The organism is Sorangium sp. So ce362 (genome assembly GCF_051519845.1).
GTDB lineage: Bacteria > Myxococcota_A > Polyangia > Polyangiales > Polyangiaceae > Sorangium.
On the sequence record NZ_CP150332.1, the window covers coordinates 2,906,749 to 2,932,701 of the forward strand.

Annotated in this window: 29 protein-coding genes; 19 read left to right on the forward strand and 10 right to left on the reverse strand. The window is 70.4% G+C overall.

Translation table 11 applies throughout. From position 1 onward, the window contains the following. Positions 1-55: 55 nt before the first annotated feature. The 4 genes from WMF17_RS11540 to pepN all read right to left on the reverse strand — a co-directional run bounded on the left by WMF17_RS11540 (position 56) and on the right by pepN (position 4,026). Positions 56-703: a class I SAM-dependent methyltransferase gene (locus WMF17_RS11540; protein ID WP_437649415.1), complete on the reverse strand. Its 648-nt coding sequence runs from the start codon at positions 701-703 to the stop codon at positions 56-58. A 21-nt stretch (positions 704-724) separates the two neighbouring features. Further along, positions 725-1,033: a type II toxin-antitoxin system RelE/ParE family toxin gene (locus tag WMF17_RS11545; RefSeq protein WP_437649417.1), complete on the reverse strand. Its 309-nt coding sequence runs from the start codon at positions 1,031-1,033 to the stop codon at positions 725-727. After that, complete coding sequence (locus tag WMF17_RS11550; protein ID WP_437649418.1) at positions 1,030-1,266, reverse strand: addiction module protein; 237 nt, start codon at positions 1,264-1,266, stop codon at positions 1,030-1,032. The genes WMF17_RS11545 and WMF17_RS11550 overlap by 4 nt, the downstream gene beginning before the upstream one ends. 177 nt (positions 1,267-1,443) lie before the next feature. Continuing rightward, positions 1,444-4,026 (reverse strand): aminopeptidase N, encoded by a 2,583-nt coding sequence (gene pepN, locus WMF17_RS11555; protein ID WP_437649420.1) that lies wholly within the window; start codon positions 4,024-4,026, stop codon positions 1,444-1,446. A gap of 709 nt (positions 4,027-4,735) precedes the next feature. On the opposite strand from pepN, the gene WMF17_RS11560 reads away from it, so the two are divergent. Next, positions 4,736-5,554, forward strand: coding sequence for a Uma2 family endonuclease (locus WMF17_RS11560; RefSeq protein WP_437649422.1), 819 nt, complete (start codon positions 4,736-4,738; stop codon positions 5,552-5,554). 13 nt (positions 5,555-5,567) lie between these two features. On the opposite strand, the gene WMF17_RS11565 is transcribed toward WMF17_RS11560, so the two are convergent. The 3 genes from WMF17_RS11565 to rarD all read right to left on the reverse strand — a co-directional run bounded on the left by WMF17_RS11565 (position 5,568) and on the right by rarD (position 8,944). Further along, positions 5,568-6,635, reverse strand: coding sequence for a lysylphosphatidylglycerol synthase domain-containing protein (locus tag WMF17_RS11565; RefSeq protein ID WP_437649423.1), 1,068 nt, complete (start codon positions 6,633-6,635; stop codon positions 5,568-5,570). A 118-nt stretch (positions 6,636-6,753) separates the two neighbouring features. After that, a complete protein-coding gene (locus WMF17_RS11570; protein WP_437602103.1) occupies positions 6,754-7,845 on the reverse strand; it encodes a TauD/TfdA family dioxygenase in 1,092 nt (363 codons plus the stop codon). 115 nt (positions 7,846-7,960) lie between these two features. Continuing rightward, a complete protein-coding gene (rarD, locus tag WMF17_RS11575; RefSeq protein WP_437602104.1) occupies positions 7,961-8,944 on the reverse strand; it encodes an EamA family transporter RarD in 984 nt (327 codons plus the stop codon). 493 nt (positions 8,945-9,437) lie between these two features. On the opposite strand from rarD, the gene WMF17_RS11580 reads away from it, so the two are divergent. Beyond that, complete coding sequence (locus WMF17_RS11580) at positions 9,438-9,989, forward strand: hypothetical protein (protein ID WP_437649425.1); 552 nt, start codon at positions 9,438-9,440, stop codon at positions 9,987-9,989. A 124-nt stretch (positions 9,990-10,113) separates the two neighbouring features. On the opposite strand, the gene WMF17_RS11585 is transcribed toward WMF17_RS11580, so the two are convergent. Beyond that, a complete protein-coding gene (locus WMF17_RS11585; protein ID WP_437649427.1) occupies positions 10,114-10,485 on the reverse strand; it encodes a thioredoxin family protein in 372 nt (123 codons plus the stop codon). Positions 10,486-10,585: 100 nt separating this feature from the next. On the opposite strand from WMF17_RS11585, the gene WMF17_RS11590 reads away from it, so the two are divergent. From WMF17_RS11590 to ureG, 12 genes are all read left to right on the forward strand, one after another. Then, positions 10,586-11,122, forward strand: coding sequence for an RNA polymerase sigma factor (locus tag WMF17_RS11590; RefSeq protein WP_437649429.1), 537 nt, complete (start codon positions 10,586-10,588; stop codon positions 11,120-11,122). Between the two features lie 51 nt (positions 11,123-11,173). Continuing rightward, a complete protein-coding gene (locus WMF17_RS11595) occupies positions 11,174-11,971 on the forward strand; it encodes an N-formylglutamate amidohydrolase (RefSeq protein ID WP_437649431.1) in 798 nt (265 codons plus the stop codon). Continuing rightward, the gene (locus tag WMF17_RS11600; RefSeq protein WP_437649432.1) at positions 11,968-12,141 is read left to right on the forward strand and encodes a hypothetical protein; all 174 of its coding nucleotides are present in this window, start codon (positions 11,968-11,970) and stop codon (positions 12,139-12,141) included. Before WMF17_RS11595 ends, WMF17_RS11600 begins: the two co-directional genes overlap by 4 nt. A 9-nt stretch (positions 12,142-12,150) precedes the next feature. Then, positions 12,151-13,050 (forward strand): Uma2 family endonuclease, encoded by a 900-nt coding sequence (locus WMF17_RS11605; RefSeq protein WP_437649434.1) that lies wholly within the window; start codon positions 12,151-12,153, stop codon positions 13,048-13,050. Positions 13,051-13,353: 303 nt separating this feature from the next. Then, positions 13,354-14,772, forward strand: coding sequence for a glycoside hydrolase family 15 protein (locus tag WMF17_RS11610; protein WP_437602114.1), 1,419 nt, complete (start codon positions 13,354-13,356; stop codon positions 14,770-14,772). Positions 14,773-14,951: 179 nt separating this feature from the next. Further along, positions 14,952-15,806 carry an urease accessory protein UreD gene (locus WMF17_RS11615; protein WP_437602115.1) on the forward strand — a complete coding sequence of 285 codons (855 nt, stop codon included), beginning with the start codon at positions 14,952-14,954 and terminating at the stop codon, positions 15,804-15,806. Between the two features lie 10 nt (positions 15,807-15,816). Then, a complete protein-coding gene (locus WMF17_RS11620; protein ID WP_437579651.1) occupies positions 15,817-16,158 on the forward strand; it encodes an urease subunit gamma in 342 nt (113 codons plus the stop codon). 18 nt (positions 16,159-16,176) lie between these two features. Next, the gene (locus tag WMF17_RS11625) at positions 16,177-16,488 is read left to right on the forward strand and encodes an urease subunit beta (RefSeq protein ID WP_437602116.1); all 312 of its coding nucleotides are present in this window, start codon (positions 16,177-16,179) and stop codon (positions 16,486-16,488) included. A 12-nt stretch (positions 16,489-16,500) separates the two neighbouring features. Next, complete coding sequence (ureC, locus tag WMF17_RS11630) at positions 16,501-18,222, forward strand: urease subunit alpha (protein ID WP_437602117.1); 1,722 nt, start codon at positions 16,501-16,503, stop codon at positions 18,220-18,222. Between the two features lies 1 nt (position 18,223). Beyond that, a complete protein-coding gene (locus WMF17_RS11635; protein WP_437649435.1) occupies positions 18,224-18,859 on the forward strand; it encodes an urease accessory protein UreE in 636 nt (211 codons plus the stop codon). After that, the gene (locus WMF17_RS11640; RefSeq protein ID WP_437649437.1) at positions 18,856-19,536 is read left to right on the forward strand and encodes an urease accessory protein UreF; all 681 of its coding nucleotides are present in this window, start codon (positions 18,856-18,858) and stop codon (positions 19,534-19,536) included. The genes WMF17_RS11635 and WMF17_RS11640 overlap by 4 nt, the downstream gene beginning before the upstream one ends. Next, complete coding sequence (gene ureG / locus WMF17_RS11645) at positions 19,533-20,177, forward strand: urease accessory protein UreG (protein ID WP_437649439.1); 645 nt, start codon at positions 19,533-19,535, stop codon at positions 20,175-20,177. Before WMF17_RS11640 ends, ureG begins: the two co-directional genes overlap by 4 nt. Positions 20,178-20,289: 112 nt before the next feature. On the opposite strand, the gene WMF17_RS11650 is transcribed toward ureG, so the two are convergent. After that, positions 20,290-20,808 carry a peptidylprolyl isomerase gene (locus tag WMF17_RS11650; protein ID WP_437649441.1) on the reverse strand — a complete coding sequence of 173 codons (519 nt, stop codon included), beginning with the start codon at positions 20,806-20,808 and terminating at the stop codon, positions 20,290-20,292. A 953-nt stretch (positions 20,809-21,761) separates the two neighbouring features. Between WMF17_RS11650 and WMF17_RS11655 the strand changes: the two genes are divergently transcribed. From WMF17_RS11655 to WMF17_RS11675, 5 genes are all read left to right on the forward strand, one after another. After that, positions 21,762-22,100: a transcriptional regulator gene (locus tag WMF17_RS11655; RefSeq protein WP_437649443.1), complete on the forward strand. Its 339-nt coding sequence runs from the start codon at positions 21,762-21,764 to the stop codon at positions 22,098-22,100. Then, positions 22,097-22,657, forward strand: coding sequence for an RNA polymerase sigma factor (locus tag WMF17_RS11660; protein ID WP_437649444.1), 561 nt, complete (start codon positions 22,097-22,099; stop codon positions 22,655-22,657). The genes WMF17_RS11655 and WMF17_RS11660 overlap by 4 nt, the downstream gene beginning before the upstream one ends. Then, positions 22,654-22,902: a hypothetical protein gene (locus tag WMF17_RS11665; RefSeq protein WP_437649446.1), complete on the forward strand. Its 249-nt coding sequence runs from the start codon at positions 22,654-22,656 to the stop codon at positions 22,900-22,902. The genes WMF17_RS11660 and WMF17_RS11665 overlap by 4 nt, the downstream gene beginning before the upstream one ends. Before the next feature lie 262 nt (positions 22,903-23,164). Continuing rightward, positions 23,165-23,407 carry a hypothetical protein gene (locus WMF17_RS11670; protein ID WP_437649448.1) on the forward strand — a complete coding sequence of 81 codons (243 nt, stop codon included), beginning with the start codon at positions 23,165-23,167 and terminating at the stop codon, positions 23,405-23,407. Between the two features lie 420 nt (positions 23,408-23,827). Next, positions 23,828-24,745 (forward strand): hypothetical protein, encoded by a 918-nt coding sequence (locus WMF17_RS11675; RefSeq protein ID WP_437649449.1) that lies wholly within the window; start codon positions 23,828-23,830, stop codon positions 24,743-24,745. Positions 24,746-24,771: 26 nt separating this feature from the next. Here WMF17_RS11675 and WMF17_RS11680 read toward each other — a convergent pair whose 3' ends face one another. Further along, on the reverse strand, positions 24,772-25,875 hold the full coding sequence (locus WMF17_RS11680) for an IS1 family transposase (protein ID WP_437649450.1): 1,104 nt from the start codon (positions 25,873-25,875) through the stop codon (positions 24,772-24,774). Positions 25,876-25,953: the final 78 nt, after the last annotated feature.

The window sequence follows — 25,953 nt, forward strand, 5'->3', positions numbered from 1 at the left end:
CCGCAGGGCGCTGATGGGCTCGCGGTCCTCGAGCTCGGTCGGTCCCGTCGCCCCCTCAGCCGATCGCCTCGGCCGTCAGCCGCCGCGTCCTCCGGCCCGACGCGAGCGTGAGGTGCTGTCCCCAGCTCGTCTGGTGCGGCACCTCCCCGTCCACGATCTCGCTCGCCCGGATCTCGAACCCGGCGGCGCGGTAGGCGGGGCGCAGCGCGTCATCGATCCACGCGTCCGAGAGCTCGGGGAGGCCGAGCCGCGCCGCGTAGGGCCGGTCGTCGAAGACGCTCTGGTTGAGCAGCGCGATGAGCTCCCCGCCCGGCCGGACGAGCCGGCGCAGCGCCTCGAGCACCGGCGCCTCCGGGAGCACGAGGGCCGAGAGCAGCGAGGCCCAGGGGAAGTTCAGCGTGAGGGTGTGGGCGAGCCCGGTGAGCTCCTCCGGCAACGCCTGCACCGACGCGACGACGAAGAGCGCGTTCGGCCGGCCGCCCCGGGCTGCCTTGCGGCTGGCGCGCCACGACACCTCGCGCATCCGCTCGCCCGCGGGGTCCACGCCGATGCAGAGCGTGTCGGGGTGGGCGCCGGCCGAGCGGTACACGAAGCGGCCGTCGCCGGTGCCGACGTCGATGAGGACCCGCGCGTGGCCAGCGAGCTTCGCCTCGAGGTCCGCGCGCGTCCACGGGAGAGACGCCTTGCCGAGCTGCACAATCATCGTCGCCTCGAGCGCCACCGCTCACTGGCCGGGGCGTCGCATCCAGTACCCCGGCCGCCGCCTCGCGTGAGCGAACGCGACGATCTGGATCGCGGAGCCTTCTGCCGTGAAGAACACGACGAAAGGGAAACGGCGCAGGGCATACTTTCGATAGGGATAGCCATCCTGCCATAGGGGCCATGCATCGGGCGCATCGGCGATCGCGTCGAGCGCCCCCTCGATGGCGCTCACGAACTCGAGGCCGAGCCGAGGACGGCGCCGCTCGTACCAGTCTACAGCTTCGTCCAGCTCCGTCTGGGCGTCGACGCGAACGAGGATCGGTCGGGTCAACCAGCGCCCAGTCGCGCGAGGACCCGCGCCCGAACCTCGGACCACGGGGTCCCCTCGCTCCCCCCATCGCGCACCGCCTGCTCTCTGCGCTCGAGCTCCTCGAGCCAGGCGGCGTCCCAGGCGTCATCGTGCGGCTCCCCGACGCTGGCGAGCAGCTCGGACGCGATCTTGAGGCGTTCTCCTTCAGGAAGGGACAGGGCGGCAGCGAGGATGTCCTCGGTGGGATGGGCCATCGTGTGTCTAGCGTACCTCGGCTCGCGCGCCGGATCGACCCGTCGCGCCGGGCCGGGCTGGTTCAGCCGCGGGAGCGGTCGGTTCAACCGTCCCGGCTCCCGGGTCGCAGAGCTCGCTCGCGACGCCCATGCGCGCGCCGGTCGCTCCTCTGCGCGGAGTCGCAAGGGCCGGCTCGCCTACCCGCTCGCCGCCGCGAGCTCCCGGCACCCGATCGCCCGCACGAGGTCGTCGCTCGACTCGCGCAGCATCCGGACCAGCATCGGCAGCCGCTGCCTGGCCGGCGGCGCCCCGCCCGGGGCCGCCTGGAGCGCCGTGAGCCGCGCCTCGGCCGCCGCGAGGAGGTCGCGATCGACGCGGTACGAGGGGAACAGGTGGGTGAAATACGCGGACGCGAGCTCGTGCGTCCGCGTCTCGAAGACGTGCTGCACCCGCTCGAAGAACCCCTCCACGTACGGCTCGAGCAGCGCGCGCTGGAACGACCAGTTGAACCCCGACATGGCCGCGCTCGTGAGGTGCAGCGAGCCGTACCCCTCCCCGTGGAAGCGCTCCCACGCCGCGGCCTTCGCCGCCGGATCCGGGCGCGCCGTCTCGGCGCGCAGCGCGGCGCGCTGGCCGCGATCGGACGGGTCGCGCTCGCGCTCCTTGGCGAGCCGCTCGTCCGCGCCCGCCATGCCGCGCGCGATCCATTTCACGGCGACCGTCCAGCGCATCTCCTGGTCGATCTCGAGCCCCTCCACCTCGATCTCGCCGTCCACGAGGCGCGCGGCCACGACGAGCTCCGGCGCCGAGTAGGCCGCGTGGAGGAGCGCCCGCGCCCACACGATCTGCGCGTCGCCGCGGGGCGCCGCCCGGAGCGCCGAGAGGGCGAGGCCCGTGAACGCGCTCGCCTCGGCCTCGCGCATCGGGTCGGGCACGTAGCGCGCGAGCGCCGTCACCGCGTTCGTGAGCACCGGCTCGACGAGCGAGAGGTCCGGCTCGGACGGCAGCTTGTCCCTCACCAGCGCGAGGTACGCGGGGGAGGCGAGCTTCTTGTCGCGCACCATGCTCCAGAGCGACGACCAGAGCAGCTGCCGCAGGAGCGCGTCCTCCACGCGGCCGATGTGCTCGCGCACGAACGCGAGCGAGCCCGGATCGAGCGCGATCTTCGCGAACGTGAGGTCGTTGTGGTTCGGGAACACGAGGAGCGGCGCCCGCTGCCCCCGCGCCGCGACGACCTCGGTCGTGGCGCCGTCGATCTCGGCGGGCACCGAGTCGACGACGAGCGCGCCGCCCTCCTCGCGCGCGAGCGCCACGTCGATGCGGTGCGGCCGGAGGGTCGGGTAGTCCACGGGGGCGGTCTGCACGACGCGGAGCCGGCCGATGCGGTCGCCGTCGGGCTCCCACTCGGCCGTGAGCGTGTTGAGCGACGCCTGCTCCAGCCAGACGCGCGACCAGGCGCCGAGGTCGCGGCCCGAGCCCTCCTCCAGCGCGGACAGGAACTCGCGCAGGGTCGCGTTGCCGTACTGGTAGCGCTTGAAGTAGCGGCGCATTCCGTCGCGGAAGGCCGGCAGGCCGATCGCCGCGACGAGCTGCTTCATCGCGGCCGCCCCCTTGCCGTACGTGATGCCGTCGAAGTTCAGGAACGTGTGCTCCGTGTCCGCGAGCTCCCCGGCGATGGGGTGCGTCGTCACGAGCTGGTCCTGCCGGTAGGCCCAGCTCTTCATGACGTTGAACGCCTTCCACACGGCCGGCTCGAACCGGGTCGCCTGCTCCATGGCGAGGAAGGCCATGTACGTGGCGAAGCTCTCGTTCAGCCAGAGATCGTTCCACCACCGCATGGTCACGAGGTTGCCGAACCACATGTGGGCCATCTCGTGGAGGAACACCTCGGCGCGCGTGAGGCGCTGGTGCTCGGTCGGCGGGTCCCGGAAGATCATCCGCTCGCTGTGGGTGACGGCGCCGACGTTCTCCATGGCGCCGGCGTTGAACTCGGGGACGAAGACCTGATCGTACTTGGTGAAGGGGTACGGGTAGTCGAAGAACTCCGGGTAGAAGTCGAAGCCCTGCTTCGTGATCGTGAAGAGCTCGTCGGGGTCGAGGTGCTTCTCGAGCGATCTGCGGCAGTAGAGCCCGAGCGGGATGCCGCGGTGCTCGTCGCGGACGCCGCTGTAGGGGCCGGCGATCAGCGCGAAGATGTAGGTGCTGAACCGGGTCGTCTCCTCGAACACCCGCGTCGAGCGCCCCAGGCCCGCGCCGATGGTGCGGCGGACGCGGGCGTTGCCGATGATCTCCCAGTCCTCGGGCGCGGTCACGGAGAGCCTGTAGCTCGCCTTGATGTCCGGCTGGTCGAAGCAGGGGAACAGGCGGTGCGCGCTGAACGGCTCGAGGTCCGAGTAGAGGTAGTCCTCGCCGTCCTCGGGGTCGCGGAAATGGTGGAAGCCGTCGCCTGTATGGTCGTAGTCGTTCTCGTAGACGACGCGCACGCGCGTCTCCGGATCGAGCAGCTTCCCCGGGAGGCGGATGCGGCAGTCGGACCACTCGGGCTCGACCTCGACGCCGTTGATCTCGAGCCGCTCGATGCGCCGGCCGCGGAAGTCGATGAAGGTGTCGCCGCTGCCGCGGACGTCGAAGTAAGCGAGCGCCTCGCCGCGGTAGCCGCCCTCGCCGCGCGACAGGTCGAGGGAGAGCTCGTAGCGCGCGTTGCCGATGCGCGCGGCGCGCTCCTCGGCCTCCTTCTGGGTGAGCACGTCCCGTCCGGGGCCGCCGGTCTTTTCCGTCATGACGTGCACACCCTAGGACGAACCGCCGGAGGGTGGCCAGCGCATCCGCGCAAGGTCGGGATCGCCGCACCGCCTCGAGGCGCAGGACGGAGGCGCCTGCCAGGCGGCCGGTCGAGGGACGAGGGAGCGGACGGCCGGTCCGAGGAAGCCGTCCCGCGCGGCCGGCGGCCGCAGGCTCGATGGGGGCGCGGAGCGAACCCGGGGCGTCGGCCTCCCCCGTGCCGCCGGGGGCGCCCGAGACTGCGGGGAGCCTCCGGAGGGAGCCGCGCGGCCTGATTTTGTGCCAGAAGGGCGCGGCTCTGTGCCAGGGGAGGGGGGTCCGGCACTGGCTCAAACGCAATGCATTGCGACACACCGGGGTCCGGACCCCTCGAGAACGCTCGGTCGAGCGATTTTCAGGGCAAGATTGTGCCAAAAAGCGAGCTATTTGGCGAAATTCTGTGCCAACAACCCCGTGCACACCGTCTTCGTTGTGCCAGACGGGGGGTCCGGACCCCTCCGGACCGCAATGCAGAGCGCTTGCGGGGGTGTCGGACCCCTCCGGACCGCAGAGGCGAGCGCGCGCGGGGGCGCGGGATCCCTCCCGGGCGCAAGCAGCGCGAGCGGGGGAGCGCAGCGCGGCTCGGCGTGGCCTGGAGCGCCCTTGTTGAGGGGCCGAGGCCGGGCGTGTGCCGTGGTCGCGCCCGCGCGGGCTCGCGAAGCTCGGACCATGCAGCGCGCGCCGACGTCCTGGGTGATCGACCCCGACGATCCTCGGGCCCCCCCGCAGGAGCTCTGGGACCGGATGACGCCGGAGGAGCGGCAGCGCGTCCTCGACACGCTCCCGTCGGAGTTCGAGGTCTCGGAGGCGAGCCCTCCCGAGGGCGACTTCCACTTCAACGCCAAGGTGGCGGCCCGGGACACGCTGGGCGGGTACTTCCAGAGCATCGGCAAGCGCGTGTACCTCGCGTGCGAGCTGCCGGTCTACGACGCGGCAGGGCGCATGGTGGCGCCGGATCTCATCGCAGTGCTCGACGTCGAGGTGAAGGAACGGGCCTGCTGGTCCGAGAGCGCGGAGGGCAAGGGGGTCCATCTGGCGCTGGACATCCTCTGGAACGAGAGGAGCAAGAAGAAGCTCGAGGACAGCGCCGCCCGCCACGCGTCGCTCGGGATCCCCGAGTACTTCGTCTTCGACCGCCGGCGCCGCCGGTTGCGCGGCTTCCGGCTCGCCGCGGGAAGCGCGCGCTACCAGCCGATCGCCCCGCACGAGGGCCGGCTCACGAGCGCCGTGCTCGACCTGGACCTGGGCCTGGAGGGGGACCGGCTGTGCTTCTACCATGCGCTGGCCCGGCTGCCGGAGCCGCGCGAGGTGCTCGCCAGGCTCGGCGCGATGGTGGACGACCTCGCGGCGCGCATCGAGGACGCCGAGCAGCGCATCGATGAGGCCGAGCAGCGCCTGGATGAAGAGCGGCGGCGCGCCGACGAGGCCGAGCGGCGGCTGGCCGAGGCCCTGGCCGAGCTTGCGCGCCTCAAGCGCGAGCGCGGCTGAGCGCGCCGGCGGCTCAGCGCGCGGGAGGGCTGCGGCGCCACGCGAGCGTGGCGGCGATCCCCGCGAGCGCGAAGGCCGCCTGGAGGAGGTGCAGGAGCAGCGAGACCGCGATGGCGGAGCTCGCGGTGAGGCCGAGCAGCGAGGCGGCGAGCGTGAAGGCGCCGTCGGTGGCGCCGATCTGGCCCGGGATGAGGTCGCCGGCCGCCGTGCCGGCCGCGCCCACGCCGTACGCGGCGAGCGCGCGGAGGAGGTCGCTCTCGGCGCCGACGGCGGCGAGGAGGACACCATACTGCGCCACCTGGAGCGCGCGGCCCGCGACGCAGGCGACGAACGGCCAGCCCGGGACGGGCGGGCGCTCGCGGACGGCCTCCTGGAAGGCGGCGGTGAGCTGGCCGGCGCGGGCGAACCGCCGGGTGATCCACGCCGAGGCGGCGCGCTGCCGCGCCGCGAAGGCGACGCCGAGGCCGCTCGCGACAAGGAGGGCGGCGTGCGCGAGCACGCCCAGGGCGAACGGGGAGGCGCCGCCGCCGATGCGGAAGAGCGCCGCGGCCGCGAGGAGCGACAGCGGGGCCGCGGCCAGGAGCGCGAGCGACTGGTTCGCGGTGGCGATCGCGGCCGCGCGCGGGGCGCCGACGTGGGGCGAGAGCAGCGCGGCCTTGACCGCCTCGCCCGCGGCGCGGCCGGCCGGCATCAGCGCCATGACGGGGTAGCTGACGACGTGGATGCGAAGGAGCTCCGCAGCCGGGATGCGCCGCGGCGCGCAGAGCACGGCGGTGGCGATCGTCTCGCAGCCGACGCGCGCCGCCTCCAGCGCGATCAGGAAAGGCAAGAACGGCGCGGCGCGGGTCACCGCGGCGAGCATCTCCGCCGCGCCGACGTGCCGGATGAGCGCGACGAGGGCGGCGAGGCCAAAGGCGCCGAGCGCCGCGTGGAGCAGCGCCCTGCGCCGCGCGCCGGGGGCGGCGGACGTGTTCAGGGCGGCGGGCGGCGCGGCAGGGACGCGCGCCCCGCCGCCGGGCATGGGCCCGGGGTCGCTGTCGGGGCATTCCTCGGCCGCTCGGGCCGGAGGCAAGGGAGCCATGGGAAGGAGGTGCGCTGCGAGGCGCATGCCGGCGCCATGTGGGCGCGGCGTGCGCACGCGGCGGCGAGGCGCCCCGCGGAGAGCGCAGGTGCCCGGGGCGCTCCCCGGGCGCGACCGCTCACGCGGGAGCGAGCGGGGCGTGGAGGCGCGTGCCCGGCACGACGATGCCCCCGCGGTCGCCGGGGGTGAGCGAGCCGAAGCGCTCGCGGAACACCGGCGGCAGCGGCCGCGCGCCGGGCGGAGCGAGCCAGAGGCGGAGCAGGTGCCGCCGGCGATCCGGCTCGGGCCAGTCCTCGAACGCCGTGCGATCGTGGAGCAGCGTGTGGTTGTGCACGAGCTGGATGTCGCCCGGGCGGAGCTCCATGGTCATGTGGAGCGCCGGGTCGTTGGCGAGGGCATCGAACAGGTCGAGCGCCTCGATCTGCCGCGCCGTGAGCGGCGGGACGTCGGGAAAGCGGCGCGCCGACTCGATGTACTGCCGCTGGTAGACGGCGGACAGGAGCTGGGTGTGCCAGCTCAGCACCGGGATGCGAAAATAGGGCCGCTCGCCCGCCGGCACCTCGCCCCGGCGATCGGTCTCGAGCGGCGCGAACAGCGCCTCGGCCAGGTCCGGGCGCGCCCGCCGCAGCTCGTTGTACAGCGTGACCGAGCTGACCAGCGCCGAGAGCCCGCCCGCCCTGGCGGTCCGGAGGCAGAGCAGCGCCACGACGTCGCACGAGTCGGTGTGGAAGGTCTGCCGCTCGTGCGTCTGGTAGATGCGCACGCTCGGGTCCTGGCTCGACAGGCCGAGGTCCTTCACGTGGCCGAGCACGTGCCCTCGCGCGTTCTGCGAGCGCGCGCTCCCGAGGTGGCTGCCGATGCCGAGGAACGCGATCGCGGCCGCGCGGGGGTCGCCGCGGTCGAGCCAGGCGCCGCGCAGCCCGCGGAGGAGGGCGAAGCCGCGGCCGTCGAGCACCTCCGCGAGCACGCGGCGGAGGCGCGCGGCGAGCGACGGCAGCGGGAAGGCCTCGCTGCGCATCCGCGCCGGGTCTTCGCCCGTCTCGGCGAAGCGCCGGACGGCGGCCTCGACCTCCTCGAGCTCCGCCGGCGTGAGGTGCTCGATCCAGCCGTCGCTCTGCGCCATCGCAGGGCCGTACCAGGCCGAGGGGCCGGCGATCTGCGCCGGGATCTGCGAGAGGTCGGTGCTCGGTAGGGTCTCTTCAGAGCTCATCGTCTGGCCTAGAGAAGGAGTCGAAGCGTCGAGGCGTCAAGGACGCCGGGGGAGAGATTCGAGCTGAAACGAGTCGAGGACGCCAGTCACGCCAGGGCACCATCTCTCCTCTCTCTCAGCGGCGCGGACGTCTTGACAGTTCGAATTCCTCTTGTCTCGTCTGCCGAGCGCTCAGCATGCGCTCGTCGTTCAACGCGCGGCGCGCGCGCAGCGCGGCGTCGGCGCTGAACACAGCGAGCCCGGCCCAGATGCAGGCGAAGCTCACGGCCTGGGTGGCCGTGAACGGCTCGCCATAGACCAGCACGGCCAGCAGGAACTGACCGCTCGGCGCGAGATACTGGAGGAAGCCGAGGGTGGTCAGCGACAGGCGGCGCGCCGCGTTCGTGAACCAGACGAGCGGCAGCGCGGTGATGACGCCGGTCGCGGCGAGGAGGACGTGCGTCCGCAGATCGGTCTGGCCCATGGCGCCCGAGCCGTCGATGTGGAGGGTGGCCAGGTAGGCTGCGCCGAGCGGGGCGACGAACAAGGTCTCCAGGGTGGAGCCAGGGAGCGAGTTGACGGCGGCGACCTTCCGCAGCAGGCCGTAAACGCCGAACGTCCCGGCCAGCGCCAGCGCGATCCAGGGGACCGCGCCGGCGCGCGCGGCGAGGTACACGACGCCCGAGGCGGCGAAGCCCAGCGCGAGCCACTGGGCGGGCCGCGGCCGCTCGCGCAGGAAGAGCATGCCGAGGAGCACGCTGAGCAGCGGGTTGATGAAGTAGCCGAGGCTGGCGTCGAGCAGGCGCCCCACCGCGACGGCGTAGATGAAGAGGACCCAGTTCGCCGAGACGAGCGCCCCGGTCGCCGCCATGGAGATGACGACGCGCCGGTCGCGCAGCGCCGCGCCGAGCGCGCCGAGCTGCCCCGTGGCCAGCGTGAGCGCGGCGAACGAGAGCAGGCTCCACACGGTGCGGTGGGCCAGGAGCTCGAACGCGCCAACATGACGGAGCTGCTTCCAGAAGACGGGAACGATGCCCCACGCGCTGTAAGCCGCGACGCCGTAGACGACGCCCCACGCCGCTTCTGGGCGGCTCTCCGGAGCGTTCTCGGACGTGCGCATGAACGGTCGTGCTCTCCGAGGTGCGATACCCGCGGCCCGGCGCAGCCGTCACGCGGCGCCGCTCGCGTCCTGCCGACGGCGAACATGTCCAAGTTATTCGCGAATTTCAAGCGTCTTCTGCGGACTGGCCGGCGCGTCCCCGGGTTGCATCCAGCATGTTCGCGCCGACCTCCCGGAGCGTGGGTGACCTCGGGGGGCCGGCATCGCGCTGATCCATGCTCCCAACTACGAGCATCTTCGCCCGGCGAGGAGATCACGCCCCTCGGCGCGGAGCAGGTGCGCCCCAGCATGGCTCATACCCGCTCGTGCGCTCGCCGGAGGCCCACCGTGCTCGCGCCCGCCACCGCGCAGCGCGTGCGCGTAGCTGGATCCCGGGTTCGCTGGCCCGCCGGGGGCAGGACCCGCGCGCGCAGGGCCGCCCGATCGCGGGCAACACCGCGCTTCCCATCCTCCCGAAGAGCGGCCGCGCTCGCCGCCGCGCCGCGAGATCCGCGTGGCACCCGCGTTGCTGGGCGCGGAGCGCGGCGCCGGGATCTGCGCCGAGCACAACGAGGTAGGAATGCGAAGTATCTACTCTGTGGCAGGGCTATGCGCAGCGACGATGGTCGCGTGCATGCACAACACGACCGACGAGACAGAGCCGGGAGAAACAGGGCCGGGAGAGACACAGCCTGAAAAGATGGGATTCGTCGCCGTCCAGTGGGCTATCGAGGACAGGACCGACGCCTCTCAGTGCAAGGCGTACGGCGCGAAGGCGGTCGAGCTGATGCTCATCGACACGAAGCACAACCACGTCACCAGGCAGGTGGTCCCGTGCGAGCGGTTCGACGCGAGCATCCATGTCTCCGCCGATAACTACGTCGGAGCGATCACGCTCATCGACGAGAACGGCAGCCCGGTCAGCGAACCGCTGCCGCTGGGTCCGTTCGAGGTCTCCGGGGCCGAGACGACGACGCGCCGGGTCAGCTTCCCCGCCGCCGAGGGGCGGCGCGACACCGAAGGGCAGCGAGACAGGCAACGACCGGGCGACCGACAACGCCGGTAGCCTGCGGGCGGGCCTGGCCGCCCGCCCGACCCCCCGAGCGAGCCCGAACGCGCGCTCGCCGCCGCGCCCCACCACGCCACGCCGCCGGGGCCTCACCACGCCAAGGAGCGCCGCCGAGACGCCATCACGGCGGCGAGGGCGCTCGGTCCCTCCGCGCCCCCGCGGAGAGCTCCCGCCCTTCGACAAGCTTCAGGAGCTTCTCCCTCGTGGTCAGCCCCACGTGGCGCGCCACCTCCTTGCCGCCGGCGAACGCGACGACCGTCGGGAGCCCGCGGACGCCGAAGCGGCGGGCGAGCGCCGGGCTCCGATCGCCGTCGACCGCCACCACCTTCAGGCGACCTGCGCCCTCCTCCGCCAGCCGGTGCAAGATCGGCGCGAGCGCGCGGCACGGCGGGCACCACTGCGCCGTGAAATCGACGAGGACGGGCACCCCGGCCTCCAGCACCTCGGCATCGAAGTCGAGCTCGTTGATCTCGTGGACGGGATTCATGGACATTGCGCGAGCCTCCATGCCTCCTCAGGTCTCGAGACCCGCAACCATTACAGCGCTCGCCGGTGTAATGTGGGCGCGGCTCGAGACCTGACCTCCGTAGACCATGGAAGCCATCAAGGACGCGGACGACATCCTGGGGCACGTGTCGCACCTTGTGCGCTCGGAGCGTTCGGCGCTCGCGGCGCTGGCGCGCGCGGAGGGGGTGACGCCCGAGGACGCTGTCGACTGCGTGCAGGAGGGCCTCTGCACGCTGCTCACCCTCGCGCAAGAGGGCGCGCTCCCGGACGACGCCGGCGCGTGGGGGGGCGTGCTCGCCGGGATGGTGCGGAACGCCGCGCGCAACCGGCGCCGCCGTCACTTCCGCGCCCGGCCGCACGAGGACGTCGACGCGCACCCGGAGGCCGCGGGGGAGGTCCCGGCGACCGACGAGGCGATCGCGCGCGCGGAGGAGCACGTCCGCCTGCGCGCGTGCGTCGAGGAGCTCTGCGAGATCCAGAAGGCGGTCGTGACGCTGCGCATGCTCGAGGAGCGACCGGGGGAGGACGTGGCGCGCGCGCTCGGCATCTCGGCCGGCCACGTCGCGGTCCTCCTGCACCGCGCCAAGGTCGCGCTGCGCGCCTGCATGACGACGCCGTCCTGATCGCGCGCGGCGCGGGCGCGCTCGGGTCTGCTATGTCTCGGGCAAGACGCCATGAGCACCCCTCCGCCTGCCTTGCGCATCCTTGCACCCGACGAGCCGCCTGCGTTCGAGGTGGTGAATCCCCAGGGTCGATCCAGCGCGGTCCTGCTCTGCGACCACGCCTCCAACGCGGTCCCGCGGAGCCTCCCCGAGCTGGGCATGCACGAGGAAGCGCTCTGCCAGCACACCGGCTGGGACATCGGCGCGGCGCGCCTCTCGCGCCGCCTGTCCGCGCTCCTCGACGCGCCGCTCGTGCTCTCCGGCTACTCCCGCCTGGTCATCGACTGCAACCGGCCGCTGGGCTCGCCGACCTCCATCCCCGAGATCAGCTGCGGCGTGCCCATCCCCGGCAACGTCATCGACGCCGCGGAGGCCATGGCGCGCGCCGACGCCTGCTTCTGGCCCTACCACAACGCGATCACCGCGCTCCTCGACGAGCGGCGGGACCGCCGCGAGAGCACGGCGATCCTCAGCCTCCACAGCTTCACGCCGTCGATGCCCGGCGAGGACCGGCCCTGGCACGCGGCCATCCTTTACGGCCGCGACCGGCGGCTCGCCGCGCTGTTCCTCGAGGCGTTGCGCCGCGAGCCGGGGCTCTGCGTCGGCGACAACGAGCCCTACTACGTGACCGATGGAGGCGATTACGGGATCCCCGTGCACGGCGAGGGCCGCGGCCTGCCGTGCGTGCTCCTCGAGATCCGCCAGGACGGCCTGCTCAGCGACGAGGGCGTGGAGGCCTGGGCGCAGCGCCTGGCCGCGATCTACCGGGAGATCGAGGCCGACCTCTTCCCCGCGGCCGGCAGCGCGTGACGCCCGGCGCGCGCGCGGCGCCGCCCCTCGCCGGCGTGGCCGAGCGCGTCGGCCCGAGCGAGTTCCCGGAGCTGCTCCTCCGGCTCGATGAGCCCGGCCTCGTTCAGGCCAGCGTGGCGGAAGCGCCCCTCGCGGCGGGGCGCGACTGCCGCGGCGGCGTTCGGTGCTAGGTTCTCGGCATGGTCCTACCCGCCTCCGGAACGCCGCGGCCGCCCGGGCCCCCGCTGATCGCTCCGACGGAGGAGGAGTGGCGCGCGATGACCCCGGCGGAGCGCGAGCGCCTGCTGGTGAGCATCGTCGACGCCCTGTCCGACCCGAAGAGCGCCATGGCCGAAGGGCGGCCCCACCACAAGGCCAAGGGGCGGGCGATCGACATGCTCACCCTGCACTTCGGCTCCACCGGACGCGTCATCTACCTGGCGGAGGAGCTGGCGGTCCTGTACCCGGGTGAAGAGGTGTTCGTTCCGGATATCCTCGCGGTGCTGGACGTTCAGCAGCCCGAGGACGATCCGCGGATGGCGTGGGTGGTGGCCGACGAGGGCAGGGGGCTGAGCCTGGTGCTGGAGGTCCTGCACCAGGGCGACCGGAACAAGGATCTCGTCGCCAACGTCGAGCGCTACGCGCGCCTGGGCATCCCCGAGTACTTCGTCTACGACCGGCTCCGGCAACAGGTCCACGGCTACCGGCTCCCCGGGCCGGATGCCACGCGCTACCAGCGCATCGTGCCGCAGATGGGGCGTCACGCTTCGGCGGTGCTGGGCCTCGACCTGGCGGTCGCCGGCGATCGGCTCCAGTTCTTCCAGGGCATGGCCGAGCTGTTCGGCTCCGCGGACCTGATCGGTCGCCTGAAGGGGATGATGGAGAGCCTGGAGTCCAGGGCCGAGCAGGCGCAGGCCCAGGCCGAGCAGGCCATGGCAGGCCTGCGAGAGGCCCTCCTGGCCGCGCTCGCCATGCGCGGGATCCCGTGCCCGGACGAGGCGCGCGCGCGCCTGCTGGCCTGTCAGGACCCGGCGACGCTGCAGCGCTGGCTGCTGCGGGCGATGAGCGCCGACTCCCTCGAACAGATCCTCGCCGAATAGCGAAGAAGAGCGAGGAAGAGCGCCTCGCCGACGAGCGAAGCCCCGCGGCGAGACGCGCGTAGAGCGCTGGAGGAGCTGCGCGTACCCGAGAATGCAGGTCCACCCGCGCCCACCGCTCGCCGTCGAGCCGGTAGAGGCCGTCCGTCGTCCCGGCCAAGAGCGCGACGGCGGGCGCGACGCGCAGGCGCCCGCGGGGGAGTGACGGTGCTCGGCTCGTGATGCTTGACGTCGATGCCGAGCGTCGATGCTACGATTCGAGCTGCGGAACAGAAGACCGATATGCCGCACCCGAACAATCCCGTCATGGACGACACGGAACGTCCGCGACACGCCTTCATGCCAGAAGACAGCCTTGAAGAGTGGATTCTTCAGGAGAGCGAGCGCGCCGAGATCTATCTCCTGAGGAACGTCTCGCCTCCAGACGCCCTCCCGGGGGCCATCATCGCGTCCCCTTCCAGATCGAGCCCTGATTACTACTATCACTGGGTCCGCGACGCCGGAATTGTCATCAAAGCCATCCAGCAGCTCTACCGGTTGGCGCGAGAGCCCGAGGCGCGGCGACGGTACTTCGATCGGATGATGGAGTTCGTGGACTTTTCCCGGCACACCCAGCAGACGGCCGTTCAGGCCGGCATCGGGCTCGGCGAGCCGAAGTTCTTCGTGAATGGAATGCCCTATACGGGCCCGTGGGGACGGCCGCAAGACGACGGGCCCGCCATTCGCGCCATCGAGCTCACCCATTGGGCCTTCCTCCTCCTGGACGAAGGCCGGCGGGAGCTGGTGCAGGAGAGGCTCTACGATGGGAGGCTGCCCACCGGATCGGTGATCAAGGCGGATCTGGAGTACACAGCGCACCGCTGGCGCGCGACGTGTTACGACCTCTGGGAGGAGGTGCTGGGTCATCACTTCTTCACGCGGCTCCTGCAGCGGAAGGCGCTCATCGAGGGAGCCGCGCTCGCGACGAGGCTCGGGGACGACGGGGCCGCGCGCTTTTACGTGGAGCAGTCGAGACACCTGGACGGCGAGCTGCGCCGGCACTGGGAGCCCGAGCGCCAGTTCCTCGTCTCCATCCGCGATCAGGGGACCGATCCCCCGCGGAGCGGCCTGGACAGCTCGGTCATCATCGCGACGCTGGGCGGGTACTCGATCCACGACTACGAGCTCTACGGCGAGGATCTCTACCCGGTCGATCACGAGCAGGTGCTCGCGACCGCCGTGGCGCAGAAGAGGACGTTCCAGTGCCTCTACCCGATCAACGATCCGTCGCGCCGGATCGCGGGCATCGCCATCGGCCGCTACCCGGAGGACCGCTACGATGGCTACCGGACGGACTCGATCGGCAACCCGTGGCCGAGCCTCACGATCGGCTTCGCGATGTATCACTACAAGCTGGCCATGCAGTATCGGCGGTCGACGAGGATCGTCCTCACGCCCACGAACCTGCCGTTCTTTCAGGCGCTGCCCGTGGAGGGCGTGCGATTCGACCCCGGGGAAGAGCTCCTCGCCGGCGATCCTCGCTTCGACCGAACCGTGGACGCGCTTCGGCGCGAAGGGGACGCGTTCCTGGAGCGAGTCCGCTACCACATGAACCCGGACGGGTCCCTGTCAGAGCAGATGAACCGATTCACCGGCTTCCAGCAAGGGGCGGCCCACCTGAGCATGAACTACGCCGCTTTCTTGCTCGCGACGGAGATGAGGAGGCACCTCTTGCTCTTCTCTTGAGCGCGCTCGACGCTCCCCTCCCGTGCGCATGGCCCGTCCGCTCGCCGAGGGAGGCGGCCGGCGTGGGGCAAAGTCCTATGGACAGCGCTGCGTGCGCCGGAGTACAAGCCCGAGGACGGATCGACGAGCAGCGAACAGCGGCGAGGCGGGGCACTTTGCACGATCGACAGGGGCTCTCATTGGCTGACCCGAAGGACCACCCCGAGCACCGCCTGGGGCTGCAGCGGGACAACGGGTTCCTCGAGGTCCGCTTCGAGCGGCACGATCGCACGAGGCCCGTGCACCTCGCGCACCGCGCGCCGTGCCGCATGCTCTTCCCGCGGCAAGAGCCGGACGAGCCGCTGCTCGGGGTGTTCATCACGACCTCCGGCGGGATGGCCGGAGGCGATGTCCTCCAGGTCTCCGTCGAGGCGCGCCGCGGCGCCACGGCCACCGTGACGAGCCAGGCCGCCGAGAAGGTCTATCCTTCGCTCGGCGCCCCCAGCTGCCTCTCGCTCGATCTCCGCGTCGGCGAGGGCGCCACGCTCGAGTGGCTGCCCCGGGAGACGATCCTGTTCGACAGCGCCCGCCTCGAGCGGCGCGTCGAGCTCGACGTCGCGCCCGGCGGGAGCCTGCTGGCGCTCGATCTCCTGGTCTTCGGCCGGCTGGCCCGGGGCGAGCGCTTCACGGCCGGCGCGCTGCACGACGTCTGGCGCGTCCGGCGCGGAGGGCGGCTCCTCTGGGCGGACGCGCTCTCCCTCTCCGGCGACATCGCCGCGCAGATCGCGGCCCCCGCGGGCTTCGGGGGCGCCACGGCGGCGGGGCTCGCGCTGCTCGTCGCCGACGACGCGGCGGCGTGGGTCGACGAGGCCCGCGCGCGGCTCTCGCGCGGGTCGTCCCGCGCGGGCGCCACGCTCGTCGGCGGGGTGCTCGTGGCCCGGGCGCTCGGCGAGGAGCCGGCGCACGTGCGGCGCGATCTCACCGATCTCGTCTCGTGGCTCAGGGCGGCGCGCTCGGGCCATCCGGCGCGCATGCCGCGCTTCTGGTCGATCTGAGGAGGAGTCGATGAATCTCACCCCCCGAGAGAAGGACAAACTGCTGATCTCCATGGCCGCGATGGTCGCGCGCCGGCGGCTGGAGCGCGGCGTCAAGCTCAACTACCCCGAGGCGATCGCGCTCATCTCCGACTTCGTGCTGGAGGGCGCCCGCGACGGCCATTCGGTGGAAGATCTGATGTGCCGGGGCGCGCGCGTGATCTTCCTGGATCAGGTGATGGAGGGCGTCGCCGAGATGATCCACGATGTCCAGGTCGAGGCCACGTTCCCCGACGGCACGAAGCTCGTCACGGTCCACCACCCGATCGGCCCGCGGCTCGGGATCCAGTCGGAGCCCCAGGGCAAGCCGTAGCGGCGAGGAGGAGGTGTCATGATTCCCGGAGAGATCATCAGCCCGGCGGCGCAGCTGGACATCCAGGTCAACCTGGGCCGGCCCGTCGTCACGCTCAGCGTCGAGAACACAGGCGATCGGCCGATCCAGGTCGGCAGCCATTACCATTTCTACGAGACGAACGAGGCGCTCGTCTTCGACCGCCAGAAGACCCGCGGCATGCGGCTCGACATCCCGGCCGGCACCGCGAAGCGCTTCGAGCCGGGCCAGAAAGAGGAAGTGTCCCTGGTGCCCTACGGCGGCGACCGCGTCGTCGTGGGTTTCCAGGGGAAGGTCAACGGCTCGCTCTAGGAGGCTCAGGCGATGGCTCATCCGATCTCTCATTCCAGCTACGCGAGCCTGTACGGCCCGACGGTGGGCCAGAAGGTGCGGCTCGCCGACACAGATCTCTTCATCGAGGTCGAGCAGGACCTCACCGCGCTCCACGGCTATGGCGAGGAGGTCACCTTCGGCGGCGGCAAGGTCATCCGCGACGGCATGGGCCAGTCCCAGCGGACGCAGGCCGAGGGCGCCGTCGACACGGTGATCGTGGGCGCGCTCATCCTCGACCACTGGGGCATCGTCAAGGCGGACATCGGCCTCAAGGACGGCCGGATCGCCGCCATCGGCAAGGCCGGCAACCCCGACGTGCAGGACGGCGTGACCCTCGTCATCGGCCCCGGCACCGAGATCATCGCGGGCGCCGGGAAGATCGTGACCGCCGGCGGCATCGACACGCACATCCATTTCATCTGCCCTCAGCTCGTCGAGGAGGCGCTCTGCTCGGGCCTGACGACGCTGATCGGCGGAGGCACCGGGCCGGCGGCGGGCACGACCGCGACGACCTGCACGCCCGGCCCCTTCCACCTCCGGCGCATGCTCCAGGCCGCCGAGGCGCTGCCGGTCAACATCGGCCTGTTCGGTAAAGGGAACACGAGCCGGCCCGCCGGCCTCATCGAGCAGATCGCTGCTGGCGCCTGCGGGCTGAAGCTCCATGAAGACTGGGGCACCACGCCGGCGGCGATCGACAACTGCCTCGCCGTCGCCGACGACTACGATGTCCAGGTGGCGATCCACTCCGACACGCTGAACGAGGGCGGCTTCGTGCAGGATACGATCCGGGCCTTCAAGGGGCGGACGATCCACTCGTTTCACACCGAGGGGGCCGGAGGCGGCCATGCGCCCGACGTCATCGCGCTGGTCGGGGTGCCCAACGTGCTCCCTGCGTCCACGAACCCGACCCGGCCGTATACCCGGAACACGGTCGTCGAGCACCTCGACATGCTCATGGTCTGCCATCACCTCAAGAAGGAGATCCCGGAGGACGTGAAGTTCGCCGAGAGCCGTATCCGGAAGGAGACGATCGCCGCCGAGGACATCCTGCACGACCTCGGGGCCATCTCGATCATGGCGAGCGACAGCCAGGCGATGGGGCGCGTCGGCGAGGTCGTCCTGCGGACCTGGCAGACCGCCGACAAGATGAAGCGCCAGCGCGGCAAGCTGCCGGAGGAGAAGCAGGACAATGACAACTTCCGCGCCAAGCGCTATGTCGCCAAGTACACGATCAACCCGGCCATCGCCCAGGGGGTCAGCCGGCATATCGGCTCGGTCGAGGTCGGCAAGCTCGCCGATCTCGTGGTCTGGTCGCCGGCCTTCTTCGGGGTCAAGCCGGACATGGTGCTCAAGGGCGGCTCGATCGTCACGGCGGCGATGGGCGATCCCAACGCCGCCATCCCGACGCCGCAGCCCGTGCACTACCGGCCGATGTTCGGGGCCTATGGCCGGAACGCGATCGAGAGCTCGGTGCTCTTCGTGAGCCAGGCGTCGCTCTCGCGCGGGCTCGCGGCGAGCGCCGGGCTGTCGCGCCCGCTGCTCGCGGTGGAGAACACCCGGTCGGGGATCTCGAAGGCGAGCATGATCCACAACAGCGCCACGCCGCGCATCGAGGTCGATCCGGAGCATTACACGGTGAGGGCCGACGGCGAGCTGCTCACCTGCGAGCCGGCGGAGGTGCTCCCCATGGCCCAGCGCTACTTCCTGTTCTGACATGCGACGCGCCATCGAGGTCATCCCCCACGGGAGCACGCCTGAAGCCGCCGCCGAGGCGTGCGTGACGCTCGCCTACGACGACCGGCACCGCCGGCGGATCCGGCTCGCGACCGACGACGGGTGGGAGTTTCTGCTCGACCTACCGGAGGCGACCGTGCTCGGCGACGGGGACGGCCTTCGCCTCGACGACGGCGCCTGGATCCGGGTGCGCGCGGCGGACGAGGAGCTCGTCGCGGTCACGTGCCGCGAGGCGCCGGACCTGGCCCGCATCGCCTGGCACATCGGCAACCGTCATATCCCGGCGGCCTTCGACGGCGCGCGGATCCTCATCCGCCACGATCATGTCATCGTCGACATGGTCCGGGGGCTCGGCGCCGAGGCGACGCCGCTCCGCGCGGCCTTCACGCCGGAGCGCGGCGCCTACGACCGGCAGGCGCCGCACGGTCATGGGCATTCCCACGAGCATGGGCATTCCCACGAGCATGGGCATTCCCATGAGCATGGGCATTCCCATGAGCATGGGCATTCCCATGAGCATGGGCATTCCCATGAGCATGGGCATTCCCACGACCACGAGGACGGTCATGGGCATTCCCACGACCATGAGCACGGTCATGAGGACCGAGACGGGTGAGCTCCGTGGGCGATGGCGCGCTCTACCGCCTGTTGAGCTGGATGTCGCCGGCCTATCCGGTCGGCGGATTCAGCTACAGCCACGGGCTGGAGTGGGCGGTGGAGGCGGGGCTGGTCGGCACGGCGGAGCAGCTCCGGGCCTGGGTCGCGACGATCCTCGGCGAGGGCTCCGGCCGGGTCGACGCGGCGCTCCTCGCGGCCGCCTTCCGCGCCGAGCACGACCGGGAGCTCGACGAGGTGGCCGAGCTCGGGGCGGCGCTCCGGGGCACCCGCGAGCTCGCCCTGGAGAGCGCCCAGCAGGGGGCCGCGTTCCTCACCATCACCCGCGCCGCCTGGCCGCACCCTCGCCTCGACGCGTTCGCCGAGCGCCACGCCGGTGAGGCGCCGTTCCCGGTCGCGGTCGGGCTCGCCGCGGCCGCGCACGGGGTGCCGCTCGAGGCGGCGCTCCTTGCGTACCTGCACGGCCTCGGCTCGGGCCTTGTCTCGGCGGGCATGCGCCTGATCCCGCTCGGCCAGACGGACGGTCAGCGCATCGTGGCGGCGCTCGAGCCGGTCATCGCCGGCGCTGCCCGGCGCGCCGGGGACACGCCGCTCGACCGCATCGGCGCCGCGACGCCGGGGGTCGATCTCTCGTCGATGCAACACGAAACCCAGCACACGAGGTTGTTCCGATCATGACAGCAAACACTCACGGTCCCCTCCGTGTCGGTATCGGAGGGCCGGTCGGTTCCGGCAAGACGGCGCTCGTCGATCGCCTCTGCAAGCGCATGCGCGACGAGTGGCGCCTCGCCGTCGTCACAAACGACATCTACACGAAGGAAGACGCGGAGTTCCTGACCCGCTCGGGCGCTCTCAGCCCCGATCGCATCGTCGGCGTCGAGACCGGCGGCTGTCCCCACACGGCGATCCGCGAGGACGCCTCCATCAACCTGGCGGCCGTCCGCGAGATCTCGCAGCGCCTGGCCCCGCTCGATCTCGTGTTCGTCGAGTCCGGCGGAGACAACCTGGCGGCGACCTTCTCACCGGAGCTCGCCGACCTCACCATCTACGTCATCGACGTGTCGGCCGGCGACAAGATCCCGCGCAAGGGCGGCCCCGGGATCACCCGATCGGACCTGCTCGTCATCAACAAGATCGACCTCGCGCCCATGGTCGGCGCGAGCCTGGAGGTGATGGACCGGGACGCCCGCAAGATGCGGGGAGAGAGGCCGTTCCTCTTCACCAACCTGAAGGAGAACAAGGGAGTCGAGGAGATCGCCGCCTTCATCGTCAGGAAGGGCGGCCTCGACGCCAGGACGAGCGCCCCGGCGGGCGGCTGAGAGGCCAGCAGAGGACCCAGGTCATGCCTGGGGGATGGGGCAGGGCGCGCGCCGCCATCACGTCAGCGCGGCGGCGCGGCGGCGCGGCGGCGCGGCGGCGCGGCGGCGCGGATCAGGCTTCCTGCACGACGACGCGATTCATGCGGATCGGGGTCTGGGGCCGATCGCCTCCGTCGGTGCGCGCCGTCTCGATCTTGCGCACGACGTCCATGCCCTCGATCACGCGGCCGAACACGGGGTGCTTCGAGGGGCCGGGCGTGAACCAGTCGAGGTAGGCGTTCTGGACGGTGTTGATGAAGAACTGGCACGAGCCGCTGTTGGGGCTGCCCGTGTTGGCCATGGAGAGCGTGCCGGGCTCGTTCGAGAGCTTGGCGTCGGCCGGGTGCTCGTCCCGGATGCATCCGTCGGGTCCGTCGCCCGTGCCCGCCCGCGGGCTCTTCGGGTCGCGGCTGTGCGGACAGCCGAACTGGAGCATGAAGCCGTTGATGACGCGGTGGAAGTGCAGCCCGTCGTAAAAGCCACTCTTCGCGAGCTTGAGGAAATTGCCGGCGGTGATGGGCATCTTGTCGAGGTAGAGCTCGATCGTGATGTTGCCCAGGGAGGTCTCGAGGAGCGCGGTCGGGTTGGCCATGGGCGAGAGGGTAGTAGAAGGCGCGGTCGGGCGGCAAGAGCCGGCGAGGCGCCGCGCGCACCTCCGCCCTGGGCAGCGCGCGCCTCCGCCCTGGGCAACGCGCGCCGCTCGGTCCGTGACCCCACGCGGCGCCCCGCGGCCGGCGCCGGCGCTCACCCGGGAGCGGCGATTGGCTCCTGGAGCACCGATCCGCTTGAAGACCGAGAATGAACAACAGAGGACACAGAGCTGGGGAATCCCCTTATTTTGTGCCCATTCACAGAGGGAAATTGAACAGGGAGGCGGGGAGGCGGGGAGTTTTTCTGAGATTTTACTCCCCGCCTCCCCGCCTCCCCGCCTCCCTGTGAATTTTCCGAAAAAATTTGAGGGGAGTCCTCAGGACACAGAGGAGAGGCAGGGGAATGGCACGTTCATTTCTCTCTCCTCTGCGCCCGCCGCTGGAGGCGCCGGTGGAACCGGAAGAGGAGCCGCTGGCCGATCCGGCGTGAATCGAGTCTATCTTGTGATTTGGCTCACGTTTGCTTTAAAATGTAAGCAATCTTCATAGGATACAACTTCGCGGACCAGGACGCGTTGTGGTCGCGGGCGAGCCGGCTCGCGATGGACCAGAACGCGTTGTGGTCGCGGGCGAGCCGGCTCGCGATGGACCAGAACGCGTTGTGGTCGCGGGCGAGCCGGCTCGCGAGGGGACCACAACGCATTGTGGTCGCGGGCAAGCCGGGTCGCGTTGGGACCAGGACGCGTTGTGGTCGCGGGCGAGCCGGCTGGTGATGGCCCAGATACCACCTCTCCTCACGCATAGTGGCTCAGACTCAACAATGTAGTGGCCCAGATATCGATATCTGTTGTGACCGCGTAGTTGGTCCGTAGGCTTCGACCGCGAAGTAGTGACCCCCGCGACGCTTGCCGGCGTCCGGGGGTCGTGGCCGAACCCCGCACTAACGAGGTCCGACATGTTGACCGTAGTCCGTTCGCCTTCGGGCGAGCAAGAAGGCGGACGTGCGCCCGCGCGGCGCCGCCGTTCCATCCCCTGCCTCTCCCTCACCCCGACCCAGCGCAAGCGCCTCCGGGCAGCGCTGCGGAACCTGCGCGCCGCGTACGGCAGCTGGTCATGCGTCGCCGAAGTGATGGGCCTGTCCGTCGTCGCGGTCGAGAGCATCGCGAACGGGCGGGCCCCGGGCTCCCCTGCGACCGCGCAGCGTGCCGCGAAGGCCGCTGGCGTCACCGTTGAGCAGCTGCTCGGCGGGCTCGTCGCGGCTGACCGCTGCCCCGCGTGCGGGAGGAGCGGGTGAAGCGCCCGCGGAAGGGGGCGCAGAGCCCGCCTGCCGCACGACATCGAAGCCAGCGCCCGACGATGCAGGCGATCCTTGCGGAACGCGGGATCGTCCTGGCGACGCTCGCCGGCATCCCGAAGCGCGACCGCCGCGACGTGGAGGCCGAGGTGTTGCTCAACGCCTGGAACGCCATCCGACGTGGGCTCTACCGCCCCGACCCGCGGGACAAGCCCAGGGACGCGCTCCGCAAGTGGCTCCACGGCATCGCGTGGCGCCTCGCCTCGCACTACATCCACAGCGCGTACGTGCGGCGCGCCGTGCTTCATCCGAGCCCGCTGGGTCTGCTCCGTGAGCCAGTCGGCATCGACATGCACGCCCAGATCGAGGCGCGCGAGGTCCTGGACGCGATGGCCAGCCTGCCGCCGTGGCAGCGGGACGCGTTGCTCTCCGTCGACTCGCCAGAGTCGCTCGTCGCATACGCGAAGTGCCGCCGGATGAACCCGAGCACCGCAGCGTCCAGGCTCCGCATCGCCAGGGAAGCCTTGGCGCTGAAGCTGCGGAGGTGGCGCCGATGAGCAGCCCCGACTTCAGGAAGCGCGTGCTGAGCGACGACGACCTCTCCCTCATCGCGAGCGAGGTCCCCGCGCTGGCGGAGCTCCGCGGCGTGCGCCCCTGGAACCGCGACAAACTCTGGGCCGCCGTGCTCGACGCGATCATCGAGGCCGAGACGAAGAGCGCGCGCGAGGCCGCTCAGCAAGCGCTCGGCGCCATCCAGGCGCTCGACGCCATCGACCAGCTCTTCGTCCGGCACGACAGGTAGGCGCCTGCGGCGCGCTCGTGCCCGCCTCGTTCGGAAGCTCAGGCGGCGACGGTGAGCGCGCCCCATCACGGCCAAGGACGAGGCGCTCCGCGAGGTCGCCGCCATGGTGCAGATGGACGAGGAATCGGGGCATGGTAGCGGCTGAGGCACTTACGGAAGTTTCCGCTTATTCCGCCGTTGCTATAATTCAGCCTGCCGCCCACGCTGGCATTGGCTCCCGTCGCCTGCGACTGCTATATCCATGCCATAGGTGGTCGGCGTCATGGACTCACTCACGGTAGGACTGCTAGTTCTGGTTGCTGTCATCGCGATCGGCAGCATCGTGCAGAGCACGCGCGCCATCCTGAAGCACCGCGCGCGCGCATCCGACGTCGTGCTCCGTATCGGCGCGAAGGAGATCCACGTGGAACGTGGCATGACCAGCGATGAACTGGCTAAAACGATCTTTGACGCCTTGAAGACGCAGCAGAACGACAGTGCCAGCGGATCGCATGGACCAGCGTGACCAGCCTACCAGCACCATCACATCAGGGCGGATGCTAGAGGGTGGTACGATTGGTGCCGCAGTCGGCAGCGTACTATTGATATCCGCCCGTTCTGCGCGTCCTCCGTACAATGAAGTCCTCGCGCTCATCGCGCCGGCTGTAGGCTCCGCATGTACCGGCGCTTGGCCATTTGTCCAGCGAGCGGTTACGCGCTCGGCTGCGGCCCTATACGCTCACGCAACAGATAAGTACATCGTTTGGATGGCAAACAGAAAAATTGCATACGCGGAAAAGCATTTGCAGTCCAATGGGCTATCGCGTGAGCATAAACAGAGGCTAAGGCGCGCCATAGACGATCGAAGAACTCTCGTGATAGAGAAAGAGTTCCCAGAGATCAGGCAGGCGCGGCAAACGAAATAGGCGCGCATAGGGGCTCGTCTGTGAGACTACGAGAAATCGTCGATAGGATAAATAATAACATTCAGTGGCTTGAGCCGCCCAGCGAACGGTTCGTGGCGCAGGATGGCAATTCGCGCGTTAGGGTACTCCGCCGGCATAAGCTGCAAGACGCTCTGAAAGAACTTGCGAGAATACCAGGTGTAGCTCCGCACGCCTCGAAGATCCTCGAGGACCCAACGTTCTCGGAGCCAGGGGATCCGGTTGTGGTATTCCCAAATATTTGGGACGCTCTGAACTTGAAGTTATCTAATCTCAGGGCCCTCCTGCTGGCCCTGATGGCCATGGTACGTTCGGTCATTCCGAAAGAGAGCCCGCTCGCCATCCACGTTAAGTTGCCAGAACTGACGAGCATCGACGAGTTGGAGGACTTCCTCAACGACATCAAGGTATCTATCGCGCATCCGGTTGCCTTGATCGAAAAGGAATCCGTAGGGTTTGCCGGATTTGATGTTGGCTCGTCTTATGTGACTATTTTGGCCGCGTCGGACGCTGCGCTTATATTCATTGCGGTGTTGTTGCACCACACTCATCTGTATCTGCAAGAGCGCAGTCGGCGCGCCCAAATGGTCCTGATGATGCGGGAAAGCCACATTCCGGCCAATCTTATTGATGGGGTATCCATGGACAACGATGCAAGGCTCATGGAGAAAGCCAACGAGCTTGCCGTTGCGGCGATCGAAATGGCTGGTGGGGCAAAGCTTTCTGCGCAGGAAAAGAACGAGGGCGCGAACGCCGTTAGCGCAGCCATACAAAGGCTTGCGTCGTTGCAGGAACGCGGGGCCGAGTTCTTGCCGTCGGCAACTGCGTCAGAAGAGACACGACAACTGGTGCCCGACCGCTCGTCAGTGCGCCAGTTGGTGGCAGCAGCGACCGATAAGGCTCCACGGCAGATGAAGTAGCTTGTGCCCACAGTCGGCTTCAGTGACTACATTTGTTCTTCGAATAAGCTCAACTGCTCCATGCGTCTCGGTCCCGGCGCGGGCGGCGGCTCTGACGGGGGCGGCTCCGGTTCCGGAGGGGCCGAGACGAGCGCCACGGGCGGCGGCTGCGGAGGCGATGGCGCCGTCGGGCCTGACCCGCGCGAGACGAGCCGGAGCCATCCCCTGCCCCCTGGGAGCTCGCGCGCTGGCGCAGGCTCCTCACCAGGGCGCGGCTCCAACTTGAGCGGCTGCGGGACGGGCGGCGCCGTCTCCTCCTCCTCGGCAAGGGCCGCGGTGACCAACTCGGCGAGGGTCCACGGGCGCTCTGCCAGGCCCGCCGCAACGGCCGGGGTGGTGCCGAGCGTGCCGTGCGCGCGGACCCAGTTGTAGGAGGCGATCCCCAGGCCGATCGCGGCGCGGTGCCCGCGAATCGTCTTGCTGAAGGCGAGGCAGAGCCGGCGCGTGCGGCCGACCGTGTGGCGCGTGGTCAGGTTGAAGCGCTCGACGAAACTCGTGCTCATGAGTTCGTCCTTGGGTGCGCCAAACACGGGTGTTTTGGTGACGAAGACATCCCGGGTCGGCTCGTACCTGTGGTCAGGCGAGCGCTGCGGTCCGCCGCGGTAGTTTTTGACGCATTGGGCGTAATCGGCAGATCCACGGAAGTTTGCGAACATCGCTTCGATGTACGGCTGCCAGCCGTCACTCGTGACGTGCGGGACTACCGTGAGCCGCGCGCGAAGGTCTTTGACGAACGTCTCGGTGTTCTCCCCGTCGCGCTTGCCGACGTGGTACGAGATCGCCAGCTTCGTGTTCGCGTCCAGCGCGACGTAGAGGTACGCATCGCCATGCTCGGCGGCGTCCTTGGCGGTCACACGGGCCTGCTTCTTCTGCACATAGCTCCACATCTCGTCCATCTGGATCACATGCGCCGCCAGGTTGCGCACCTTGCGGCCGTGGAGCCGGATGCAGCCCTCTCCGAGGCGCAGGGCGAAGTCCAGCACGGTCCCCCGCGCCACCTCGACCATGCGGGCGGTGGCGCGCAGGGAGTTGCCTTCTACCAGGGCGGACGCTATGCGGACGCGCGTCTCCAGCGGGAGCGGTGCGGGCATGACGGGCCTTGCCTCTCTCCCCAGGCCGGCCCATGCTCGCGGTGCGACGCGCGCTCTGTGGGCCACCACAGGGTGTGT